The organism is Pseudomonas mandelii (assembly GCF_002251635.1).
Lineage (GTDB): Bacteria > Pseudomonadota > Gammaproteobacteria > Pseudomonadales > Pseudomonadaceae > Aquipseudomonas > Aquipseudomonas mandelii_B.
Window position 1 is genome coordinate 27,231 of the sequence record NZ_NMOJ01000219.1, and the last position, 21,036, is coordinate 48,266.

The 21,036-nt window shown below is 57.9% G+C and carries 23 protein-coding genes and 1 pseudogene; 12 read left to right on the top strand and 12 right to left on the bottom strand.

What is annotated here, in order from left to right; translation table 11 throughout:
- Positions 1-175 precede the first annotated feature (175 nt).
- The 9 genes and pseudogenes from B7L09_RS26775 to B7L09_RS26815 all read right to left on the bottom strand — a co-directional run bounded on the left by B7L09_RS26775 (position 176) and on the right by B7L09_RS26815 (position 7,585).
- Positions 176-805 (bottom strand): LysE family translocator, encoded by a 630-nt coding sequence (locus B7L09_RS26775; protein WP_094471390.1) that lies wholly within the window; start codon positions 803-805, stop codon positions 176-178.
- A gap of 72 nt (positions 806-877) precedes the next feature.
- Complete coding sequence (locus B7L09_RS26780) at positions 878-2,227, bottom strand: NCS2 family permease (RefSeq protein WP_094471391.1); 1,350 nt, start codon at positions 2,225-2,227, stop codon at positions 878-880.
- Positions 2,228-2,558: 331 nt separating this feature from the next.
- Positions 2,559-2,930, bottom strand: a complete 372-nt coding sequence (locus B7L09_RS26785) for a glutathione S-transferase N-terminal domain-containing protein (RefSeq protein ID WP_094471392.1) — start codon at positions 2,928-2,930, stop codon at positions 2,559-2,561.
- Between the two features lie 101 nt (positions 2,931-3,031).
- Positions 3,032-3,577 (bottom strand): GTP cyclohydrolase I FolE, encoded by a 546-nt coding sequence (gene folE / locus B7L09_RS26790; protein ID WP_010456659.1) that lies wholly within the window; start codon positions 3,575-3,577, stop codon positions 3,032-3,034.
- 22 nt (positions 3,578-3,599) lie between these two features.
- Positions 3,600-3,914: pseudogene (locus B7L09_RS32510) on the bottom strand (site-specific integrase); the annotation flags it as partial.
- A complete protein-coding gene (locus tag B7L09_RS32680; RefSeq protein ID WP_094471393.1) occupies positions 3,866-5,764 on the bottom strand; it encodes a DCC1-like thiol-disulfide oxidoreductase family protein in 1,899 nt (632 codons plus the stop codon). The pseudogene B7L09_RS32510 and the gene B7L09_RS32680, both read right to left, overlap by 49 nt.
- A 133-nt stretch (positions 5,765-5,897) precedes the next feature.
- On the bottom strand, positions 5,898-6,455 hold the full coding sequence (locus tag B7L09_RS26805) for a Smr/MutS family protein (protein WP_094471394.1): 558 nt from the start codon (positions 6,453-6,455) through the stop codon (positions 5,898-5,900).
- Positions 6,456-6,543: 88 nt separating this feature from the next.
- Positions 6,544-6,864, bottom strand: a complete 321-nt coding sequence (locus B7L09_RS26810) for a hypothetical protein (RefSeq protein ID WP_010456650.1) — start codon at positions 6,862-6,864, stop codon at positions 6,544-6,546.
- A gap of 130 nt (positions 6,865-6,994) precedes the next feature.
- Positions 6,995-7,585, bottom strand: coding sequence for a cysteine hydrolase family protein (locus tag B7L09_RS26815; RefSeq protein ID WP_094471395.1), 591 nt, complete (start codon positions 7,583-7,585; stop codon positions 6,995-6,997).
- 238 nt (positions 7,586-7,823) lie between these two features.
- On the opposite strand from B7L09_RS26815, the gene prmB reads away from it, so the two are divergent.
- Positions 7,824-8,732, top strand: a complete 909-nt coding sequence (gene prmB, locus B7L09_RS26820) for a 50S ribosomal protein L3 N(5)-glutamine methyltransferase (RefSeq protein ID WP_094471396.1) — start codon at positions 7,824-7,826, stop codon at positions 8,730-8,732.
- A 121-nt stretch (positions 8,733-8,853) separates the two neighbouring features.
- On the opposite strand, the gene B7L09_RS26825 is transcribed toward prmB, so the two are convergent.
- Together B7L09_RS26825 and B7L09_RS26830 are read right to left on the bottom strand one after the other, a co-directional pair.
- Positions 8,854-9,645, bottom strand: coding sequence for a hypothetical protein (locus tag B7L09_RS26825; protein WP_094471397.1), 792 nt, complete (start codon positions 9,643-9,645; stop codon positions 8,854-8,856).
- A gap of 99 nt (positions 9,646-9,744) precedes the next feature.
- The gene (locus tag B7L09_RS26830) at positions 9,745-10,698 is read right to left on the bottom strand and encodes an alpha/beta hydrolase (RefSeq protein WP_094471398.1); all 954 of its coding nucleotides are present in this window, start codon (positions 10,696-10,698) and stop codon (positions 9,745-9,747) included.
- 129 nt (positions 10,699-10,827) lie between these two features.
- Between B7L09_RS26830 and aroC the strand changes: the two genes are divergently transcribed.
- From aroC to mtnC, 5 genes are read left to right on the top strand one after another with little or no spacing between them, the layout of a single operon-like run.
- A complete protein-coding gene (gene aroC, locus B7L09_RS26835; RefSeq protein WP_094471399.1) occupies positions 10,828-11,919 on the top strand; it encodes a chorismate synthase in 1,092 nt (363 codons plus the stop codon).
- Between the two features lie 34 nt (positions 11,920-11,953).
- Complete coding sequence (locus tag B7L09_RS26840; protein WP_094471400.1) at positions 11,954-13,099, top strand: MFS transporter; 1,146 nt, start codon at positions 11,954-11,956, stop codon at positions 13,097-13,099.
- Entirely contained in the window at positions 13,096-13,722 is a 627-nt protein-coding gene (locus B7L09_RS26845; protein ID WP_094471401.1) for a methylthioribulose 1-phosphate dehydratase, read from the top strand. Before B7L09_RS26840 ends, B7L09_RS26845 begins: the two co-directional genes overlap by 4 nt.
- 34 nt (positions 13,723-13,756) lie before the next feature.
- The gene (locus B7L09_RS26850; protein ID WP_010456634.1) at positions 13,757-14,302 is read left to right on the top strand and encodes a 1,2-dihydroxy-3-keto-5-methylthiopentene dioxygenase; all 546 of its coding nucleotides are present in this window, start codon (positions 13,757-13,759) and stop codon (positions 14,300-14,302) included.
- 4 nt (positions 14,303-14,306) lie between these two features.
- On the top strand, positions 14,307-14,990 hold the full coding sequence (gene mtnC, locus B7L09_RS26855; protein ID WP_094471402.1) for an acireductone synthase: 684 nt from the start codon (positions 14,307-14,309) through the stop codon (positions 14,988-14,990).
- 202 nt (positions 14,991-15,192) lie between these two features.
- Here mtnC and B7L09_RS26860 read toward each other — a convergent pair whose 3' ends face one another.
- Complete coding sequence (locus B7L09_RS26860; protein ID WP_094471403.1) at positions 15,193-15,471, bottom strand: DUF3509 domain-containing protein; 279 nt, start codon at positions 15,469-15,471, stop codon at positions 15,193-15,195.
- A 343-nt stretch (positions 15,472-15,814) separates the two neighbouring features.
- Here B7L09_RS26860 and B7L09_RS26865 point away from each other — a divergent pair, with 343 nt between their 5' ends.
- The 6 genes from B7L09_RS26865 to B7L09_RS26890 all read left to right on the top strand — a co-directional run bounded on the left by B7L09_RS26865 (position 15,815) and on the right by B7L09_RS26890 (position 20,841).
- A complete protein-coding gene (locus B7L09_RS26865; protein ID WP_094471404.1) occupies positions 15,815-17,641 on the top strand; it encodes a long-chain-acyl-CoA synthetase in 1,827 nt (608 codons plus the stop codon).
- A gap of 96 nt (positions 17,642-17,737) precedes the next feature.
- Positions 17,738-18,256 carry an ankyrin repeat domain-containing protein gene (locus tag B7L09_RS26870; RefSeq protein ID WP_094471405.1) on the top strand — a complete coding sequence of 173 codons (519 nt, stop codon included), beginning with the start codon at positions 17,738-17,740 and terminating at the stop codon, positions 18,254-18,256.
- Between the two features lie 250 nt (positions 18,257-18,506).
- Positions 18,507-19,037 carry a hypothetical protein gene (locus B7L09_RS26875; protein WP_094471406.1) on the top strand — a complete coding sequence of 177 codons (531 nt, stop codon included), beginning with the start codon at positions 18,507-18,509 and terminating at the stop codon, positions 19,035-19,037.
- A 64-nt stretch (positions 19,038-19,101) separates the two neighbouring features.
- Entirely contained in the window at positions 19,102-19,293 is a 192-nt protein-coding gene (locus tag B7L09_RS26880) for a PLDc N-terminal domain-containing protein (RefSeq protein WP_010456621.1), read from the top strand.
- A 261-nt stretch (positions 19,294-19,554) separates the two neighbouring features.
- Positions 19,555-20,430 (top strand): polyamine aminopropyltransferase, encoded by an 876-nt coding sequence (gene speE / locus B7L09_RS26885; protein ID WP_094471407.1) that lies wholly within the window; start codon positions 19,555-19,557, stop codon positions 20,428-20,430.
- Positions 20,431-20,607: 177 nt separating this feature from the next.
- Positions 20,608-20,841, top strand: coding sequence for a hypothetical protein (locus tag B7L09_RS26890; protein WP_094471408.1), 234 nt, complete (start codon positions 20,608-20,610; stop codon positions 20,839-20,841).
- Positions 20,842-21,036: the final 195 nt, after the last annotated feature.

Consider the following 21,036-nt stretch of genomic DNA (forward strand, 5'->3'; position numbering starts at 1 on the left):
GTCGCTGCGCCATGTTAGGGGGAGTTCTGAAAAGACAACTATATATATGTATATCGCGTGTTGCTGTTTGTTGCGGGGCGGGGTTGAAGTGTTGCCATCCTTGGCAAACGGTTCCTGGTCCGGTGATGTCAATAAAGCCTTATTGAAATTAAGTGTGGGGGGTAACGCGTTCTGATCAGTGGTTGCTTAATAAGGAGGCCGCGCCCGCGCCACTGAAAAGTCCTGCGCTCACCCGGTTAAACCAACTTTGTCCCTTGCCACTGCGCAGATATTTCGCTGCGCCATGAGCGCCGAGCCCATAGGCCAACTTGCACAGCAGGTCCAGCACGGTCCAGGTCGCAATCATAATCAGCAATTGCGGGAGGAACGGTTGTTCGGCGCTCAAAAACTGCGGCAGGAAAGCAGCAAAGAACAAAATATCCTTCGGATTGCTTGCGCCCAACACGAATGCGCGTCCAAACAGGGCGCGAAAACGCGGCACCGGCGCCGTCTGGGGCACTTCAGCGCCTACCGATGGCTGGCGCGATTGCTGCCAGCTCTGCCAGGCGAGGTAGAACAGGTACAGCGCACCAACGATTTTCAGCGCGCTAAACAACTGTTCCGATGCCAACAGCAGCGCGCCCAGGCCCAGCGCCGAGGCACTGAGCAAGCAGATCGAGGCAATCACTCCACCCAGGAACGCCGGGTACGCGCGGCGCAGGCCGTAGTTGAGGCTGTTGCTGATCATCAGCAGCGACAGCGGGCCGGGAATCAGGATCACGATCAAAGCAGCGCCGCTGAACAGCAGCCAGGTTTCCAGGGTCATTACTTTCCTCCATTTGTGCAAAAGCCCCACCCGACGGGGTGAGGCTGATTTGAAACGCTTACGGCGTAACGCTTACAAGAAAATAAACTTGGCGATGAAGATCGCGCACAGCACCCACAAACTGACGGAAATTTCGCGGTACTTGCCGGTGCCGGCCTTGAGCGCCACGTACGTGATAAAGCCCAGGGCGATACCGTCGGCGACCGAGAAGGTCAGCGGCATCATGATTGCCGTGACAATCGCCGGAATGCTGTCGGTGGCTTCATCCCAATTGATATGGGCCATGCTCGCCATCATCAGCATCGCCACGTAAATCAGTGCGCCTGCAGTGGCATAAGCCGGGATCATGCCNGCCAGTGGAGCGAAGAACATGGCTGCAATAAATAACACACCTACGGTGACGGCGGTAAGACCAGTCCGACCACCTGCCGCTACGCCAGCGGCACTTTCCACATAGCTTGTGACGGGCGGGACGCCGACTACAGCGCCAAACACGCTGGAAGCACTGTCGGCTTTCATGGCACGAGAGAGGTTTTCGATGCGGCCGTCCGCGTTCACCAGATTGGCGCGCTGGGCGACGCCCATCAGGGTGCCGGCGGTNTCAAACATGTGCACAAACAAAAAGGCAAACACCACGCTGATCATGCTGACATTGAACACACCCTTCACGTCCATGGCCATCCAGGTGGGCGCCAGGCTTGGCGGGGCAGACATGATGCCTTCGTAGTGGACGAGGCCCAGGCCCCAGCCCGCGAGGGTCACGGTGATGATGCTGATGAGGATTGCACCGAACACTTTGTGGTAGCTGAGCACGGCGATCATCAGGAAGCAGATGGCGGCCAGCAGCGGGCCGGGCTCGCGCAGGGAGCCGAGCTTGATCAGGGTGGCCGGGCTATCCACTACGATGCCGGCGGTTTTCAGGCCGATCAACCCAAGAAATAACCCCACGCCGGCGCCCATGGCGTAGCGCAGGCTCACAGGAATGCTGTTGAGCAACCATTCGCGAATCCGCGAAAAGGTCAGGAACATGAACAACACACCGGAAACAAACACCGCGCCCAGCGCCGTTTCCCAGTGATAGCCCATGGTGCCGACCACGGTATAGGTGAAAAACGCGTTCAGGCCCATGCCCGGCGCCAGGCCGACTGGCCAGTTGGCGTACAGGCCCATCAACAGGCAACCCAGTGCGGCGGCGATACAGGTGGCGACAAACGCTGCACCATGATCGATTCCGGCGTCGGCCATGATGTTGGGGTTGACGAAGATGATGTAGGCCATGGTGATGAAGGTGGTGAGGCCGGCAATCAGCTCGGTCTTCACTGTGGTGCCATGCAAGCTCAGTTTGAACAGGCGTTCCAGCCAGCCNTTGCGTTGCGGCGNNGNNAGGTCCAGCGTTGGGGCTTCGGATTTGCGGCTTTCCACAGCGAGTACTCCTCAAGAGTTTTATTGTTATTTCCAGCGCCGGTCACATGAGTGGGCAACGGCGCTTTGAGGTACTGGCGGGTTTGTTGACCGGTTGGTCAGGAACTCGCACGAAGTGGATTATGCTTTTGTATACAAATAAAGCAAATAATGTTTTTGGTTTTGTAGACGAAAAGATTGGCAATAGGGATATATCGCCGGGAGGGATGCGTTCGCGAGCAGTCTGTCGCCGGTGTGGGGGCGAAAAAAAACCGGCGATCGGCCGGTTTTTTTCTGTTCGGGTGGGAGCGGGCTTGCCCGCGATGGCGTCAGTCAAACCACCACAAAACCATCAGGCTGCAGCAAATCGCTTATCCAGATAATCAATAATCACCTTGGATTCATACATCCAGGTGGTCTGGCCATTTTCTTCGATGCGCAGGCACGGCACTTTGATCTTGCCGCCTTGTTCCAGCAGGGTCTGGCGGTCTTGCGCGTTGTTCTTCGCGTCCTTCAACGCCACCGGCACATTCAGGCGGTGCAGCGTACGGCGGGTCTTCACGCAGAACGGGCAGGCGTGGAACTGATAGAGGGTCAGGTCCTTGGCCGCCGTTTCGACCTGGGCTTGAGCGGCGGCGGGGCGCTGCTTCTTGCTTGGGCGGGTGATGAAGTCGATGAAGATGATCAGTTGGCCAAGGCCGACACGAAGCGCTTTTACGAACACGGAATAAGCCTCACAGGGCGAACGGAAGGCGCGCAGCTTACCTGATTTTTCTCAGGCGAAAAAAAACCGGCGATGAATGCCGGTTTTCTTCGTGTAGCCTGTTACTTGATCAGGCTGAGGAATTCGCTGCGGGTGGCCGCGTTTTCGCGGAACTCACCCAGCATCACCGAGGTGATCATTGACGAATTCTGTTTTTCCACACCGCGCATCATCATGCACATGTGCTTGGCCTCAATCACCACTGCAACGCCCAAGGCGCCGGTGACCTGCTGGACCGCATCGGCAATCTGNCGGCTGAGGTTTTCCTGGATCTGCAGGCGGCGNGCGTACATGTCGACGATNCGCGCNACTTTCGACAGGCCCAGTACTTTGCCGCTCGGGATGTAGGCGACGTGAGCCTTGCCGATGAACGGCAGAAGGTGGTGTTCGCACAACGAGTAAAGCTCGATGTCCTTTACCAACACCATTTCGCTGTTGTCGGAGCTGAACAAGGCACCGTTGGTGACTTCTTCCAGTGTCTGTTCATAGCCGCGGCAAAGGTACTGCATCGCTTTGGCGGCACGCTTTGGCGTGTCGAGCAGGCCCTCGCGGGAAACGTCCTCGCCGAGCTGGCCGAGGATCGCGGTGTAATTCTGTTCCAATGTCACAGAGCGTTATTCCGTATGGGTTCTAGAGGGGTACGGTTTCAGTCTGTACCAATTTTGTACCATTCAGGCTTTGCTCAAGCTTCCCGACTTCGCTCCAATCTTCACTGGAGTTGATCCACCGGGCGTAAGTCGTCAGCAGCATTTGCACGCTGTGACCGAGCTGATTAGCAATGAACCCAGGGTTCATGCCTGCCATTAAGCACATGGTAGCGTAAGTGTGGCGGCAGTTGTATTGCCGTCTGGCCCTGATCTTCAACGCGACCCGCGCCGCCTTGAAGTGCTTGTCAGTCACGCTGGCCTGTTGGATGAACTCGAAGTTCTTGGTAGGCGGGAAGACCTACGGCGATTGCTTGTGCTGTAGAGGTTTTCGAGCAAGGATCCATTGTCGGCTATCGGCTGATAATATTGGGTGTAGGTAAATTGACGGGGCTGATGATGGGTAGATGATCGAATCAGCCAAGTACGAGTCAGGTAGTCAATGGATACTTGTTGGCGGTCGAAAGCACAGTCCGTACTGTCGATCTCTCCGCGCCTGAACCTTAAGGTGTACCCGAAATAGACCCTGTCGGATTTATGATAGGGGAGACGCTCGCCGTTCTCATTGAAATAAGGAAGGAGTGTATTTGACTCGACGTCAGTCAGAGTGAACCAGTTTTCGGACATTCGAAGGTCGGTTTTATTGAAAACATTTATGGGGGCTATGCCATAAAAATGAGCAGCACTTGTGCCAGCACTACTTGATCCAGTGATTCCAATATAGGGTGCTGGTATAGAGAAAAAATAAATGGTGCCTAGCAGCATTACATGTGCAACGACAGCAATTGAGAGGCGAGACGGTCGATTGACAGGAGTAGACTGGATGTCGTGATTGACTTTGGGCCTTGCCAGCGTGCAAACACCAAATAGCTCTCGCCGTCTTACTGCAATGATTCGGTAGATACCTGCACCGGTGCCGAATAACCGGCCGAGCCAAAGCAGCGGGCTGACAGGCCACAGCAGAACCAGGTGAATGGCTAGTTTGCAGTAAAGATCATAACCGCCGAACGTTTTCCCGGTTTCTTCATTGACTCCATAAAGATCCGTCAAGGCTTCTTCATTGCTTATATTGTATTTTAGAAGCTGGTCGGCACTCTTTGATACGGGCATAAGACGTATACGGTTGAAGACGTCCAGATAAGTGAGGACTTGAACCGTTTTGTCGCACATGTTGCACTTGTCATCATAGAACAGCAAAAGTTTTGGTTTTGAACTAACGCCAAGCGATGGCCAGAAAATGGCTGCCCACAATACAAATTCGATTTCTCCTAGCGATCCAAGGTTCAGGACGAACATCGACAGGGAAAAGAACATCAATGCCCAGACAATTACATACTTACGCCACAGGCCGCCCAGTAGCGTAAACGGCAGGATGGTGGCATACCAGGCCATCATGAGCCAAAGTGTATATTTGGCGATCAAGGTCGCTAAGTTATGGGACACGAAAATTGCTTCGAACCCGGCATGCCATTGAGACATGAAATTATTGCTCAACAACAACGGACCGGCGATTCCGGTCGTCCAAGCGGGTTCGTTAATGTGCATGGAAAGCGAATACACACACACCAGCCAGTAGGAGAATAAGGCGGCGAATTTTGCCAGTGCAATGGTAATCTTGTCTGGTGGTGCCTTGGTGTAAAGCAGCACCGCTGGGCTCACATTCCAGCGTTTTATAATCAGTGCATCCACTGAGAGATACTTGCCGGCGCTGGTTAGTAATAAAAGAACACTCAGGATTGCAGCAATATCATTGCCCAGTGTGCTGGTGCCGAGGACGCTTTCTCCGACTTGCCACATTACAAATATGGAAAATGCCAACGCAACCTGGGTGAACAGTCCAACCATCAACATGAAAGAGGCAATGATGTCTAGTGCACTAAACAGGCCAATCAAGCCTAAGCGTTCTTCAGGCAGCAGCAGTAATTGTATGTTGGTTGCTCTGAGTAGCAGGATCAGTCCAAACAGCGCCCGCAAAATTGAAAATTTGTAATGTTCGTTGTCGGATACAGGCGGGAATGCCTTGATCAGCAGTTTCTTCCCCCATTGCTCCGCGATGACTGGGGCTGCAGGTATGAAACGCAAAATCGCATAAACAGCTGCGAAACTAAACAAGTAGAACACGCACATCTGTGTGTAAAAAGGTAAAGTCATTTCGCTCTCGTCATTAATTGGCCGAGAATCGCGGTGTAATTCTGTTCCAGGGACATGAAACTACCTGTGGGGATTTTCGCAAAGGGCAAGGGTACGGTGGCAAACACGGCGCTGCAAGCGTGAAGCGACAGCTTTACTCGTCGCGACCTTCCATCATGGTCCGTTTGAGCATCACATAAACCGCGCCGGCACCGCCATGTTTCGGTTGGCACGAGGTGAAGCCGAGCACTTGGGAATGCTGACGCAGCCAGGTGTTGACGTGGCTTTTGATCATCGGCCGCTTGCCATCCAGCCGCACGGCCTTGCCGTGGGTAACGCGCACGCAGCGGATTTCGAATTTGGTTGCTTCGGCCAGAAAGGCCCAGAGGGTTTCGCGGGCTTTTTCCACGTTCATACCGTGCAGGTCGAGGCTGCCTTCGAACGGGATCTGACCGATCTTGAGCTTGCGCATCTGGCTTTCCTGCACGCCGTCACGGGCCCACATCAACTCGTCTTCCGGGCCGACGTCGATCACGAACTGATCGGAAAGACCATCAACGGTGGTGGCATCGGTGCGAACGGTCGCGGCCTGGCGCAGTTTGGCGATNTGCGCCCGGTCGGTCTTGGGTTTGCCGGTGTCGGCGCGGTCGTGCTTGATCGGCTTGACGCCGCGCAGCTCGTTTTTGAACAGGGAAAAATCGTCGTCTTGCATGTCAGCCTCCGCGAAGGGCGGCCAGTTTACCCAAGTCGAGGCGCTATCCATAACAATTGAGGCCCGCCAAAAAAGCCGGACCTTCGATTCAATCGTGTTTTTTCATCAGGTGCGGGGACATGTTCAGCTCTCGTGACTGGCGCGAACGACGCCGGCAGCGACGCCACAGCCACACACCGATATAGAGCACGAACAGGCCAACCGCCAGAATGATCGCCGAACCCAGCGGGCTGGCGTTCAACTCGCCCAGGGCCGGGGGACGGCCGAGCAGGCTGGCGGCGCCGGCCATTGCCAGCAACACACCGCACGTCGCCAGCAAGGCAGCAAAGGCTGCGCCGAATCGAAAACGCCAGTTGCGTTGGCCCTTGGGCCGCAAGCGGCGTGCGTCAAAACCATCGGATAACTTCATTCCGACCTTCCTCAATGGGTATCGGCCCTTCGACCGGAAGNTATCCGGGTTGTTCCTGAGGCTAAGTCAATTGCAGCAAATGAGAGGCTTTTGCGGATGAGCGGCGGTATTGACCGCTCTTCGCGGCCGATCAGATCAGTTCGTGAGTGAGGGCGAGGGTGGCGAAGTTGTCCGCCATGATCGCCATTTCAGTCTGTTGAACGTGCTCGGCCGTCAGTACGCCACCCTTGTAGGGCAGATCGCGAGTCGCGCAAGCGTCTTCCACCAGGGTGCAGCGAAAGCCCAGGTTCTTGGCCGCGCGCACGGTAGTGCTGACGCTGGAGTGACTCATGAAGCCGCACACGATCAGGTCCAGCGAACCAAGGTTCTGCAAGCGTTCCAGTAATTCGGTGCCGTGAAACGCACTCGGCAGCAGTTTGCCGATAATGGTTTCGTCCGCCTGTGGCTCCAGCCCCGGGATGAACTCACCGCGTTCGCCCTGTGGATCGAACAGCCCGCCGACGGTGCCGAGATGGCGCACATGCACGATCGGACGACCGGCTGCACGGGCAGCAGCCACCAGTTGTTTGATGTTCGCGACGGCAGCATCCATGCCGGTCAGGGCCAGTGGGCCGCCGAGGTATTCTTTCTGGGCATCGATGATGACAAGGGTCGCATGACCCAGATTGGCTGCTGCGTAACCGCGACCGCTGAGTTGAAACATCGTCTTTGGAACGGACATTCTGGGGCTCCTGTGAGGGGGGCTTTTGTGACATTGTCCACTGGCTGAGCGGTTCTGTGAATCGCTACTATCGTAGGCGCCGTCGTTGCTGGCGTGCAGCCTTGTCAAGATGCAGGTTTTGTTCAATGGCCAACGGCAAAAATGGACATGTCCTACATCTGATCCGCTGTTTTCCCGCGTCGTCGTGGCGCGTTTTGGCTGTTAGAATCGCCAGTCGTTTTTTCTGGAGTTTGCCCCCGTGATCACTTCCCGCCTTCGTACCCTGCGTGACCATATCCGTTGGGCCGTCAGCCGCTTCCATGGGGANGACCTGTTTTTCGGCCATGGCACCGACAACGCCTGGGACGAAGCCCGGCAATTGGTGCTCGGCGCCTTGCACCTGCCTTGGGAAATCGCCGACAGCTACCTCGACTGCAACCTGGAAGAGGACGAACTGGTCAACCTGCAACGCATGCTCAAGCGCCGTATCGAAGAGCGCATTCCGACTGCTTATCTGCTGGGTGAAGCGTGGTTTTGTGGCATGTCGTTTATTGTCGANGAGCGTGTGTTGATCCCGCGCTCGCCGATCGGCGAACTGATCGAAAACCGCTTTGAGCCATGGTTGGGCGCCGAACCTGCGCGAATTCTAGACCTGTGCACCGGTTCCGGTTGCATCGGTATCGCGTGTGCCTATGAGTTCCAGGACGCTGAAGTGGTGCTGGGCGACTTGTCCTTCGAAGCGCTGGAAGTGGCCAACCAGAACATCGAGCGCCATGGCGTTGATGAGCGCGTATACACCGTGCAGGGCGACGGCTTNGACGGCTTGCCGGGTCAGCGTTTCGACCTGATCGTGTCGAACCCGCCTTACGTTGACGCGGAAGATTTCGCCGACATGCCGGACGAATATCAGCATGAGCCGGAACTGGGCCTGGCCTGCGGTGATGATGGCTTGAACCTGGTTCGACGCATGTTGGCCGAGGCAGCGGATCATTTGACCGAGAAGGGCTTGCTGATAGTTGAAGTGGGCAACAGCCAGGTTCACGTCGAGGCGCTGTACCCGGAAGTCGACTTCGCCTGGCTCGATTTCGAGCGCGGCGGGCATGGTGTGTTCATGCTGAGCGCGGAGCAGTGCCGCGATCATCAGGCCTTGTTCGCTTCGCGCGTCTAACCCGCAATGATCGTTCCCACGCTCTGCGTGGGAATGACTCAATGGACGCTCAGCGTCTGCTCGTGGGGACGCGGAGCGTCCCGGGCTGCATTCCCACGCAGAGCGTGGGAACGATCAGCCATCAGCGGTGCGTAGCAATCCAGATCAACAACCCCGCCTGAAACACCGCAAACGCCACCAGGCACGTAATGGTAAAGCGCAGCCCGGCGTCTTCACGCTTGTACTTGCTGACCTTCTCTTCGTGCTTCTTCAGCTTCACTTCCTGCTCCGCCAGATTCTGCTCGGCCTGTTGAAGCATCTGCGCGGCTTCGAGAATTTCCACCACTTGCAGCTTTTCGCTGTTCCAGTCACCGACCAGATCTTCGACCCGAACTTCTTTGACGCTGCCTTTCAGATGCTGGGCGTCGGCGTAGACCACCTCAAACCCATGCGACTTCAGGAAGTGATCTCGGCGCAGGCGCGTGTCTTCGTTCAACGCATCTTTATTGTTCAGATCCGTGCCGTCGACGGTGTAGCCGGGCCAACGCTTCTTCGCCCAGGTAATCCCTTGCGCGGCCATGAACCGGCCGATGCCACGGTTCATCGGTTCAATCTGCAAGCCGCTTTCGGGCTCGAAATGCACACGCTTGGCGGTGTGATCGACCCACACGTCCAGATGATTCTGCTCTTTGCGCACGCGCTGGCCAGGCAGCTTGATGTTCATGCGCATCAGGCTGTGGTCCTTGCTGTGGCGGTCGGCGTAACCGAATTCGACAAAGCGCAATGGCCGCCCACCGGTATTGCGGTCGGTTTGCAGCGGCGCCAGGCGGAGCATCTTGTGGTGCTCGACGTGAACGTCCGCCCACGGCAGCTCGACCGCTGGCGGTGCGTCTTTTTCAGCGGTCGTGTCGGGTGAAGTCTGGGTATCAGTCATAACGGCGAGATCCTGTCCAAGCTCTGCTTGTCGTCAGTCATAGCGCTGGCGACAAAGGCTTATCGGCCGTTTTTTTCAGGACTGGAGGGTGAGTAGTGGCTAACTGGTGCGAAGTCCGTCAATAAACCCGAGGATTCGCGCGCCGAGTTCGGCGGCCAACGGCAATTGCGGGTCCTTGTAAGAGGCCATTTGCCGTTTCACATCGTTGGGCACGATGCGCATGACGTGGTTCATGCCTTCGATCAGCGCCAGTTCAGCGTCCGGTTTGGCCGCCTTGAGCATCCTGGCGTCACCGACGCCGACCTGGATGTCGTTGCTGCCCTGGATGATCAACGCCGGCATTTTCAGTTTGGCGAACGCCGCCGCCGGGTCCTGGCGGAACAGCGAAATCAGATACGGCTGCACGCTCGGGCGGAAAATCACCTGCAACTGCGGTGGCACGTTGTCGTCGGTGTGGCCGGCCTTGAGGCTGTCGAGCAGTTCATTGCTGCGCAGCATCAGCGGCGGTGGCAGGCGATTGCTCAATTGCTGACGCAACACCTGGTCGATCGGCCGGGCGCTGCCAGACATCGAGATGACCGCGGCAGCATTGATGCTGGGCGCCGCAAGGCTGGCGATCAAGGCGCCTTCGCTGTGGCCCAGCAGAATCAGCTGGCCAAAGCGCGGATCGGTTTTGAGCTTGCGACCCCAGGCCTCAGCGTCGGCCACATAGGCTTCCACCGACAGATTGCGCTCGTCCGGCGTCGCCGCGAGGCTCGCCGCCACGCCGCGCTTGTCGTAACGCACGCTGGCGATGTTGTGTTTGGCCAGCACCCAGGCCAGTCGCTTGAGGCTGTCGTTACGTCCGCCATCAGGGTTATTTCCGTCGCGATCCGTAGGACCGGAGCCGGAAATGATCAGGACAACCGGCACCGGGGTCTCGGATTTCGGCAGCAACAGCGAGCCGAAAAGCTCTCCGGTGCCGGTATCCAACGTGATCGGGCGTTGCAGGACAGTGGCCTGGGCAAAGCCGGTAAACAGGGTAAGGCTCAAGGCTAGAACTCGCAGCATCATCACGCCATCATTCACAAAGGTGCCGGTTGGACTCGCGGGCACCCATAAGGTTCGAGGATGAACTACTTGGGTAGCCTGCGTATACTGGCGCGCATTACGTATTCAGGTTCATTTCACGGAGCGNCCTGCATGTCCGGCAATACCTTCGGCAAGCTGTTCACTGTCACCACCGCGGGCGAAAGCCATGGCCCGGCGTTGGTCGCCATTGTCGACGGCTGCCCGCCCGGCCTCGAGCTGTCTCTGGAAGACCTGCAGCGCGACCTCGATCGCCGCAAGCCCGGCACCAGCCGCCACACGACCCAGCGCCAGGAGCCCGACGAAGTCGAGATTCTCTCCGGCGTGTTCGAGGGCCGCACCACTGGTTGCGCCATTGGCTTGCTGATCCGCAATACCGACCAGAAGTCCAAGGACTACTCGGCAATCAAGGATCTGTTCCGCCCGGCCCACGCCGACTACACCTACCACCACAAATACGGCGAACGCGACTACCGTGGCGGCGGCCGCAGCTCGGCCCGCGAGACTGCCATGCGTGTGGCCGCCGGTGCCATTGCCAAGAAATACCTGGCCACCCAGGGCATTGTTGTCCGTGGCTACATGAGCCAGTTGGGCCCGATCGAGATCCCTTTCAAGACCTGGGACAGTGTGGATGACAACGCGTTCTTCAGCCCCGACCCGGACAAGGTGCCGGAGCTGGAAGCCTACATGGACCAGTTGCGTCGCGATCAGGACTCGGTCGGTGCCAGGATCACGGTAGTCGCCGAAGGCGTGAAGCCTGGCCTGGGCGAGCCCATCTTCGACCGTCTGGATGCCGAACTGGCCCACGCGTTGATGAGCATCAATGCGGTCAAGGGTGTGGAAATCGGCGCCGGTTTTGCCTGTGTCTCCCAGCGAGGCACCGAGCATCGCGATGAGCTGACACCGCAAGGTTTCCTCAGCAACAACGCGGGTGGCATCCTCGGCGGTATCTCTTCCGGCCAGCCGATTGTGGCGCACCTGGCCCTCAAGGCAACGTCGAGCATCACCACGCCGGGCCGTTCGATTGATGTCAACGGCAACCCGGTCGACGTCATCACCAAGGGCCGCCACGACCCGTGCGTCGGTATCCGTGCCACGCCGATTGCCGAAGCGATGATGGCCATCGTGTTGATGGATCACCTGCTGCGCAATCGCGGGCAAAATGCCGACGTGCGCGTGAGCACGCCGGTGCTGGGTCAGCTTTAATGGCTCACCTCACAGCCGCTTTGGTCTGAGGACTATGGCGGCGCTCCCGTACTGGCGGCTCTCCAGTTTCTATCTGTTCTATTTCGCCTTGCTCGGTTCGACGGCCCCTTTCCTGGCGCTGTACTTCGATCACCTGGGGTTCTCCAGCGCGCGTATCGGCGAACTGGTGGCGATCCCGATGCTGATGCGTTGCGTGGCACCAAACATCTGGGGCTGGCTCGGTGATTACACCGGCCGACGCCTGGCCATTGTGCGCTTTGGCGCCGTCTGCACGCTGCTGACGTTTTCTCTGATTTTCGTCAGCAAGACTTACGCCTGGCTGGCGATGGTCATGGCGTTGCATGCGTTCTTCTGGCACGCAGTGCTGCCGCAGTTCGAAGTCATCACCCTGGCGCACTTGAAAAAGCAGACCTCGCGCTACAGTCAGATCCGCCTGTGGGGCTCGATCGGTTTCATTCTCACCGTGGTCGCGTTGGGCCGGATGTTCGAATGGCTGAGCCTCGACATCTATCCGGTGGCGCTGGTGCTGATCATGGCCGGCATTATCATCAGCAGCCTGTGGGTGCCCAACGCGCAACCGGTTCAGGGCGAGCGAATTGCCGGAGACGGGTTTCTCAGGCAATTGCGCAACCCCGGCGTGTTGGCGTTTTACGCTTGCGTGGCGCTGATGCAGGTGAGCCACGGGCCGTATTACACCTTTTTGACCCTGCACCTTGAACGGCTCGGTTACAGTCGAGGCGTGATCGGCATGCTCTGGGCGGTCGGCGTGGTCGCCGAAGTCCTGATGTTCCTGGTCATGAGCAAAATCCTCGCGCGCTTTTCGGTGCGTCGGGTGCTGCTGGTGAGTTTCCTGTTGGCGTCGGTACGCTGGTTGCTGCTGGGCTCATTCGCTGAATTCTTCTGGGTGCTGCTGCTGGCGCAGGTGCTGCACGCTGCAACATTCGGCAGCTTTCACGCCGCTGCCATCCAGTTCGTGCAACGTAGCTTCGGTGCACGTCAGCAAGGTCAGGGCCAGGCGCTTTACGCCGCGCTCGCCGGCACTGGCGGCGCATTGGGTGCGTTGTATTCCGGCTACAGCTGGAATGCGCTCGGGGCCACGTTCACCTTTAGTATTGCCAGTCTCGCAGCCTTCGCCGCTGCCGTTATCATTGCCACACGCATGCAAGAGGACAGGCCATGAGCCTTACCCGTGAACACCTCGCCCAGGAAATCATCGACGCCGGGCGTTTTCTGTATGGCCGCGGCTGGTCGCCGGCCACCAGCAGCAATTACTCGACCCGCCTGTCGCCGACCGAAGCGCTGCTGACCGTGTCCGGCAAGCACAAAGGCCAGTTGGGTGTGGATGATGTGCTGGCCACCGACCTGTCGGGCAACAGCCTGGAACCGGGCAAAAAACCGTCCGCCGAAACCCTGCTGCACACCCAGCTCTACAGCTGGCGCCCGGAGATCGGCGCGGTGCTGCACACCCATTCGGTAAACGCCACGGTGTTGTCGCGCCTGACGCCGCAGGATTTCATCGAGTTCGAAGATTACGAACTGCAAAAAGCCTTCAGCGGCGTCTCGACCCACGAGTCCCGGGTGCGTGTGCCGATTTTCGACAACGATCAGGACATTGCGCGTCTCGCCGCCAAGGTGCAGCCTTGGCTTGAAGCCCATCCCGATTGCGTCGGCTACCTGATTCGCGGCCATGGCCTCTACACCTGGGGTGCGCGCATGAGCGACGCACTGCGGCAGATCGAAGCGTTTGAATTTTTGTTCGAATGCGAGTTGAAGATGCGCGCGGTTTTGAACCGTCAAGCATGAACCGCAACGCATGAACCGTTAAGGAGTTGCCCTGATGAGCAGCCTGTCCGTTTACCACGTCTCAAGCCCTGATCTTCCGAACAAGGTGCTGACCCATTTCGAAGACATCGCCTCGACCCTGGCCGAGCAGGGCGTGCGTTTCGACCGCTGGCAAGCCACGGCGAAGATCCAGCCCGGCGCCAGCCAGGAAGAAGTGATCGCCGCGTATCAGGAACAGATCGACAAGCTGATGACCGAGCGCGGTTACGTCACCGTCGACGTGATCAGCCTGAACAGCGATCACCCGCAAAAAGCCGAACTGCGCGCCAAATTTCTCGACGAACACCGCCATGGAGAGGACGAAGTACGATTTTTCGTCGCCGGCCGTGGGCTGTTCACCCTGCACATCGACGATTACGTCTACGCCGTGCTGTGCGAGAAGAACGACCTGATCTCCGTACCGGCCGGCACGCCACACTGGTTCGACATGGGCGAGCATCCGCACTTCGTCGCGATCCGACTGTTCAACAATCCAGAAGGCTGGGTCGCCAACTTCACCGGCGAAGACATCGCCAGCCGCTTCCCGCGTCTTGAGGACTGAGTCGATGCCGATCAAAGCGATTCTCACCGACATCGAAGGCACCACCAGCGCGGTGAGTTTTGTGTTCGACGTGCTGTTTCCGTATGCCGCCAAACACCTGCCGGACTTTGTTCGCCAGCACGCCGTGCGCCCAGATGTGGCCGAGCAACTGGCCGCCGTGCGCCGCGACAGCAACGAACCGGGCGCCGACGTTGAGCGGGTGATCGAGATCCTGCTGGGCTGGATTGCCGAAGACCGCAAGGCAACGCCGCTGAAAGCATTGCAAGGCATGGTCTGGGAGCAGGGCTATCATGCCGGACAGTTGAAAGGCCACGTTTACCCGGACGCCGTTGAAGCGCTCAAGCGCTGGCATCAGGACGGTTTCAAACTGTTTGTGTATTCCTCGGGCTCGATCCAGGCACAAAAGCTGATCTTCGGCTGCTCGGAGGCGGGTGATTTGTCGCCCCTGTTCAGCGGCTACTTCGACACCACGTCGGGGCCCAAGCGTGAAGCGCAATCTTACGAACGCATCACCTATGCCATCGGGCTGGAGGCTGCGCAGATTGTGTTTTTGTCAGACATCGTCGAGGAACTGGACGCGGCGCGCATGGCCGGCATGGCCACCTGCGGGCTGGCCCGAGAAGGCGGCGAGCTGGCGGGGCATGTGACCGTCGACAGTTTTGCCCGGATTGATCTTTCCACTTTCTAAGGTCCAGACACATAACCTGTGGGAGCGAGCAAGCTCGCACAGGGGATCGGTGTACCGTCAGAAACAAAACAGACACATAACCTGTGGGAGCGAGCAAGCTCGCACAGGGGATCGGTGTACCGTCAGAAACAAAACAGGCCGTGAAGCTAAAGCTTTCACGGCCTGTTTGTTTACAGCGCGTTTATTGACACAACCGCAAGGTTCACGCCGAGTGATAGGTCGGCAGGGCAAACCGCTGCTGGCTTTGCAGCATGGAAATCTGCGGCAGTTCACTGGCCTGTTCGGCCAGGTCACGGCGAATCGCACTGATCACCCACGACAACTGATCGCCGGCATGCAATTGCTGGTACGAAATCGAACGCTTGAACACTTTGCCTTCGGTGCTGCGCAGGGTCAGCAGAATGCCACCATCCGGACGCGGCTGGGTGGTCACTTCGAAGTTGGAGAATACAGAAGCGAATTTATCTTGGATCAGGCTCATGTCTATCAGCTCCGTTGGCTCAAGTTGGCAAGCATGGAGAGATAGGTGCAGTGATTGTGCCAGCACCTGATATTTTTAAAATCGTTATAAATCAATGGCTTATATTTTTGGTGAATTTTTGCTTTCGTGCAATCTGCATGAATGGCCATCGTGCATCCTGCATTTTGCGTGGTTGGCCACGATTCGATGGAACCAATCACCTGCGCTGAGGTTCGCGATCTCGAATGCTCGGGGCGCGGATACAAAACATTTCAAAAACCGCGTGTACAGCTCAAGAACCGCTGACGTATTTTCAGACTCATAGACGGCCGCCCGACAATAAAAAGATCGAACGGGAGCAAGCATGAGCGACACGATTACCTGGGGCATGATGCTCCGCAAGCTGCCTTCCATTGCCAAAGCCATTCCTCGCGTGGTGAAGGGCATGAAGGTTGCCAACGTCAAGGACCCGACCCAACCGTGTGGCCTCGGACGGACGTTCGAGCAAGCGACCTTGCGCAATCCCGATGGGCCCGCGTTGCTGCAAGGCGACGTGACGCTGAGTTATGCACAGGTCAACCAGTGGGCCAATCGCATCGCCCATCATCTGATTGCCCAAGGCATCCAAAAGGGCGACGTGGTGGCGGTTTTTCTCGAGAACCGTCCCGAACTACTGGTGACGATATTGGCAGTGGCCAAGGTCGGCGCGATCAGTGCCTTGCTCAATACCTCGCAAACCCGCGATACCCTGGCTCACAGCCTGAACCTGGTGGCGCCTGCGGCGATCATTGTTGGCGAAGAACTGGTCCCGGCTTTCAGTGCCGTCCGCGAGCGGGTGTCGATCGAACCGACGCGCACCTGGTTCGTCGCCGATCAAGACACCTATCGACATCCCGGCCATGCGCCCGACGGTTTCATCAACCTGATGAGCGCCAGTGCCCAGGCGTCCAGTGAAAATCCGGTCAGCAGCCAGCAGGTTTTTTTCGACGATCCTTGTTTCTATATCTACACCTCAGGCACCACCGGATTGCCCAAGGCGGGCGTGTTCAAACACGGTCGCTGGATGCGCAGCTCGGCGAGTTTCGGCCAGATCGCCCTGAATATGCAGCCCGAAGATGTCGTCTATTGCACCTTGCCGCTGTATCACGCCACCGGACTCTGCGTGTGTTGGGGTTCGGCGATCAGCGGCGCCGCAGGATTTGCCATCCGCCGCAAGTTCAGCGCCAGCCAGTTCTGGAATGACGTGCGCAAATACCAGGCGACTACCCTCGGTTACGTCGGCGAATTATGCCGCTACCTGGTGGATCAACCGCCCGCGGCCGACGACAGCAAACACCGCGTGACCAAAATGATCGGCAATGGCCTGCGCCCCGGAGCCTGGCGCGAGTTCAAGACNCGCTATGGCGTTGAGCATATCTGCGAGCTGTACGCTGCCAGTGACGGCAATATCGGCTTCACCAATGTGCTGAATTTCGATAACACCATCGGTTTTTCCCTGATGGCCTGGGAGCTGGTGGCCTACGACCACGACAGCGGCCTGCCGATTCGTGACGCCAAGGGCTTCATGCGCAAAGTCGCCAAAGGAGAGCAGGGCCTGTTGGTGGCGAGAATCGACGACAAGGCGCCGCTGGACGGTTACACCGATCCGCAGAAGACTGAAAAAGTCGTGCTCCACGACGTGTTCACCAAAGGCGACCGCTACTTCAATACCGGCGATCTGTTGCGCAACATCGGGTTTGGCCATGCNCAGTTCGTTGACCGCCTGGGCGATACCTATCGCTGGAAGGGGGAGAACGTCTCGACCACCGAAGTTGAAAACGTCCTGCTGCAACATCCGAATATTTCTGAAGCCGTGGCGTATGGCGTCGAAATTCAGAACACCAACGGACGTGCCGGCATGGCCGCGATCACGCCAGCCGAATCCTTGGCGACCCTGGACTTCAGCGAGTTGCTGGCGTTTGCCCGCCAGCAAATGCCCGCGTATGCGGTGCCGCTTTTCCTTCGGGTCAAAGTGAAAATGGAAACCACCGGGACCTTCAAATACCAGAAGACCCGGCTCAAGGACGAAGCCTTCGACCCCGGCAAAACCGGCGATGACCCGATCTACGCCTGGCTGCCCGGCACCCAGACTTACGTGCAAGTCACCGATCAGGTCCTGGCGGATATTCACAGCGGCAAGTACCGCTATTGAATGTGGCTATGGCGGCTCTTGAGAAAAAAGAAGTGACAGCCTCGGGGCTGCTCGGGAAACTGTCGGCTTTCCGAATGACAGACAGTGGAGTCCCCGATGTCAGACCAAAGCCGCCAGATGACCCCCGAAGAAGCCGCTGAATTTGCCGAACAGGTATTCAACAAAGCGCGCGAGGGCGATGCGGCCATGATGGCTGCGCTGCTGACCAAAGGCCTGCCGCCGAACCTGCGCAACCACAAGGGCGACACCTTGCTGATGCTCGCCGCTTACCACGGCCACGTTGAGACGGTAAAAGTGCTGCTGGAACACAAGGCCGACCCGGAAATCCGTAACGACAATGGCCAAAGCCCGATTGCCGGCGCCGCGTTCAAGGGCGACTTGGCGGTGGTCAAGGCGTTGGTCGAGGGTGGTGCCCAAGTGGAAGGCTCATCCTTCGATGGCCGCACCGCGCTGATGATGGCGGCGATGTTCAACCGCGTTGAAATTGTTGATTACCTGATCAGCAAAGGCGCCGATCCGAAAGCCAAGGATGCCAATGGCGTCACCGCGCTGGATGCGGCGAAGACCCTCGGCGCTGTCGATACCACCGCGCAGCTGCAAAAACTGCTGTCCTGATTACGCACGCTCCCCTGTGGTGGGTAATCCTGTTCACTTAAAATAATCTTCAGTCGAGCAGAATCCTGTGGCGAGGGGGCTTGCCCAAAACCCGACAACTCGGTTTGTCTGAGCGGACGCTGGGGGCCGCTTCGCTGCCCAACGGGGGCAAGCTCCCTCGCCACAGGAAGCCCTCGCCACAAGTCCGCATCTCACGCTGAATGCGCTATCCTTCGCGCCCTCAAAATTCACTCGCTACAGGATCCGTCCCATGAAAGCCGCACTCGTCGAACTCATCACTAAAATCAGCTCCGGGTGCATGAGCGATGATGCCATCGTGAAAGTCGCTGACGAAGCGGCTCAGGCCTACGCCGATCCCGAGGCTTTTCTGGCAGCCAATCCGGATATCAACTACGACGACTCGTTCCCTATTCCATTGGGTGAGTGGGTGGTGGTGGGCAGCCTGCCGGACACCGTCCTGTTCCAGGCCGACACCTATGGCGATCTGTTTGCGCAGATCGTCGCCTCGTTCGGCCCCGGTGTTGATTTCAACATCAAACCCAAGCAACTGGCCAAGACCGAAGCCCTGACCGCGCTCAACCGCATTCAGGTGCAGATGGGCAGCATGAACAAGGAAAACGGCGGTTACACGCTGATGAACTTCAGCCAGTTGCTCGACGACGAACTGCAAGTGGTACTGGTCTACGGCAACGACGTACCGCGCGTACTCGAGTTGTGCGCGCAAGTGGGTATCACCGCCGCGCCATCGCTCGAAGCCCTGAAAATCGCGGTCCACGTTTAAAAAACGGAACCCTCGCAAGGCGCGGCTATCCTAAGAGTGCACACCACTCTTAGGGAGCGACACCATGGGTTCCACGTTCAATGGCCTGATTGGCCTGATTATTCTTGTCCTGGACATCTGGGCAATCATCAACGTGCTCAAAAGTGGCGCCGACACAGGGATGAAAATCATCTGGGTGCTGCTGATCCTGCTGCTGCCGGTCCTGGGCCTGATCATCTGGGCCATCGCCGGGCCACGGGGCAACGTCCGGATCTGAGCTGTTTCCCAAAAACAACACTGAACCTGTGGGAGCGTGGCTTGCCCGCGATGGGATCACAGCGGTGTATCTGACAGACCGCGACGTCCGCATCGCTGGCAAGCCAGCTCCCACAGGGATTGTGTCGCGTCGTTAACTGACGTTCGACCTGTCATCTTCCGCAACGTAGAATGCGCGCCTTTCCCGGTTAATCGAGCCGCTCGATTGGCCATCATGGGCGGGTAACCGTCCGTTGCCACCGCATTCATCGGAGCACTTCCCATGAGCAACATCACCACCAGCGAATACCTGGAAACCCTTTACGAAGGCTACGGCCAGCGTTTTCGCATGGAAAAACTGCTGCACGAAGTGCGCACCGAACACCAGCATCTGGTGATTTTCGAAAACCCGCGCATGGGCCGGGTCATGGCGCTGGACGGCGTGATCCAGACCACCGAGGCTGACGAATTCATCTATCACGAGATGCTCACCCACGTGCCGATCCTGGCGCACGGCACCGCCAAGCGCGTGCTGATCATCGGTGGTGGCGACGGCGGCATGCTGCGTGAAGTGGCCAAGCACCGCAGCATCGAGCACATCACCATGGTCGAGATCGACGGCACCGTGGTCGACATGTGCAAGGAATTCCTGCCGAACCACTCCAAGGGTGCGTTCGATGATCCACGCCTGAACCTGGTGATCGACGACGGCATGCGTTTCGTCGCCACCACCACCGAAAAATTCGACGTGATCATTTCCGACTCCACCGACCCGATCGGTCCTGGTGAAGTGCTGTTCTCCGAAAACTTCTACCAGGCCTGCCGTCGCTGCCTGAACGAAGGCGGCATCCTGGTCACCCAGAACGGCACGCCGTTCATGCAGATCGAAGAAGTCAAAACCACCGCTGGCCGCCTGCGCAGCCTGTTCCCGGACTGGCACTTCTATCAGGCCGCAGTGCCGACCTACATCGGCGGCGCCATGACCTTTGCCTGGGGCGCGACAAACACCGCCTATCGCAAGTTGTCCCGCGAAACCCTGCAACAGCGTTTCGCCGGCAGCGGCATCATCACCCGCTACTACAATCCGGAAATCCACATCGGCGCTTTCGCCTTGCCGCAATACGTGCTGCAAGCGGTGAACAAGCCAAGCAACGACTAAACTGTACGCATAGCCCCATGTAGGAGCGAAGCTTGCACCGCTTTCGCGAGCAAGCTTCGCTCCTACAGGTTCTCAGTATTTTTCATGTTTGCGTGCGGTGATCCGTTTGAACGATCACTCAGGCCAAAAGTCCAGATGGTTGTAAGCCCATTTGCGGGTTTGTTCGAGGAGGCACTGATGCAAAAGTGGAAAATCACTTTCGTGGATGATCACGGTGAAACAGTCGATGAAGTCTTTGAGTGCGACGAGTGCCCGGATAACGAGCAAGCCGCGAAACTCATCAAGGCCCGGCTCCTTCCTGTCGCCGCCGAACTGGATCTGAATGATCTGGAAGGGCGAACCACTGATGCCTGCGTCAAAAGTCTCAAGACCCAGAACAGCATTCAAATCCTCGGCATCACGCCAATCTGAACAACACCTGTCTCATTCTTATCCAGGCCTTGGCAGCGCCTCTGTCTTGGGGCTACTCTGCAATCGAGATCAGCGAACGGATCGCTAAGGTCTGGTCTTGTCAGCTACATGCTTGCTTCCCACCGGCAACCTGGTTGCCGCATCACTCGCACCAATCGGTTGCTTGTGCCGGGAATACGGAAAGTCTATCCATCA

Bases quoted from the DNA above. Each gene is read 5' to 3' on its own strand.
- B7L09_RS26775 (WP_094471390.1), bottom strand. From the start codon at position 805: ATGACCCTGGAAACCTGGCTGCTGTTCAGCGGCGCTGCTTTGATCGTG.
- B7L09_RS32680 (WP_094471393.1), bottom strand. From the start codon at position 5,764: ATGACTTTACCTTTTTACACACAGATGTGCGTGTTCTACTTGTTTAGT.
- B7L09_RS26810 (WP_010456650.1), bottom strand. From the start codon at position 6,864: ATGAAGTTATCCGATGGTTTTGACGCACGCCGCTTGCGGCCCAAGGGC.
- B7L09_RS26815 (WP_094471395.1), bottom strand. From the start codon at position 7,585: ATGTCCGTTCCAAAGACGATGTTTCAACTCAGCGGTCGCGGTTACGCA.
- B7L09_RS26825 (WP_094471397.1), bottom strand. From the start codon at position 9,645: ATGACTGATACCCAGACTTCACCCGACACGACCGCTGAAAAAGACGCA.
- B7L09_RS26830 (WP_094471398.1), bottom strand. From the start codon at position 10,698: ATGATGCTGCGAGTTCTAGCCTTGAGCCTTACCCTGTTTACCGGCTTT.
- aroC (WP_094471399.1), top strand. From the start codon at position 10,828: ATGTCCGGCAATACCTTCGGCAAGCTGTTCACTGTCACCACCGCGGGC.
- B7L09_RS26840 (WP_094471400.1), top strand. From the start codon at position 11,954: ATGGCGGCGCTCCCGTACTGGCGGCTCTCCAGTTTCTATCTGTTCTAT.
- B7L09_RS26845 (WP_094471401.1), top strand. From the start codon at position 13,096: ATGAGCCTTACCCGTGAACACCTCGCCCAGGAAATCATCGACGCCGGG.
- B7L09_RS26850 (WP_010456634.1), top strand. From the start codon at position 13,757: ATGAGCAGCCTGTCCGTTTACCACGTCTCAAGCCCTGATCTTCCGAAC.
- mtnC (WP_094471402.1), top strand. From the start codon at position 14,307: ATGCCGATCAAAGCGATTCTCACCGACATCGAAGGCACCACCAGCGCG.
- B7L09_RS26860 (WP_094471403.1), bottom strand. From the start codon at position 15,471: ATGAGCCTGATCCAAGATAAATTCGCTTCTGTATTCTCCAACTTCGAA.
- B7L09_RS26870 (WP_094471405.1), top strand. From the start codon at position 17,738: ATGTCAGACCAAAGCCGCCAGATGACCCCCGAAGAAGCCGCTGAATTT.
- B7L09_RS26875 (WP_094471406.1), top strand. From the start codon at position 18,507: ATGAAAGCCGCACTCGTCGAACTCATCACTAAAATCAGCTCCGGGTGC.
- B7L09_RS26880 (WP_010456621.1), top strand. From the start codon at position 19,102: ATGGGTTCCACGTTCAATGGCCTGATTGGCCTGATTATTCTTGTCCTG.
- speE (WP_094471407.1), top strand. From the start codon at position 19,555: ATGAGCAACATCACCACCAGCGAATACCTGGAAACCCTTTACGAAGGC.
- B7L09_RS26890 (WP_094471408.1), top strand. From the start codon at position 20,608: ATGCAAAAGTGGAAAATCACTTTCGTGGATGATCACGGTGAAACAGTC.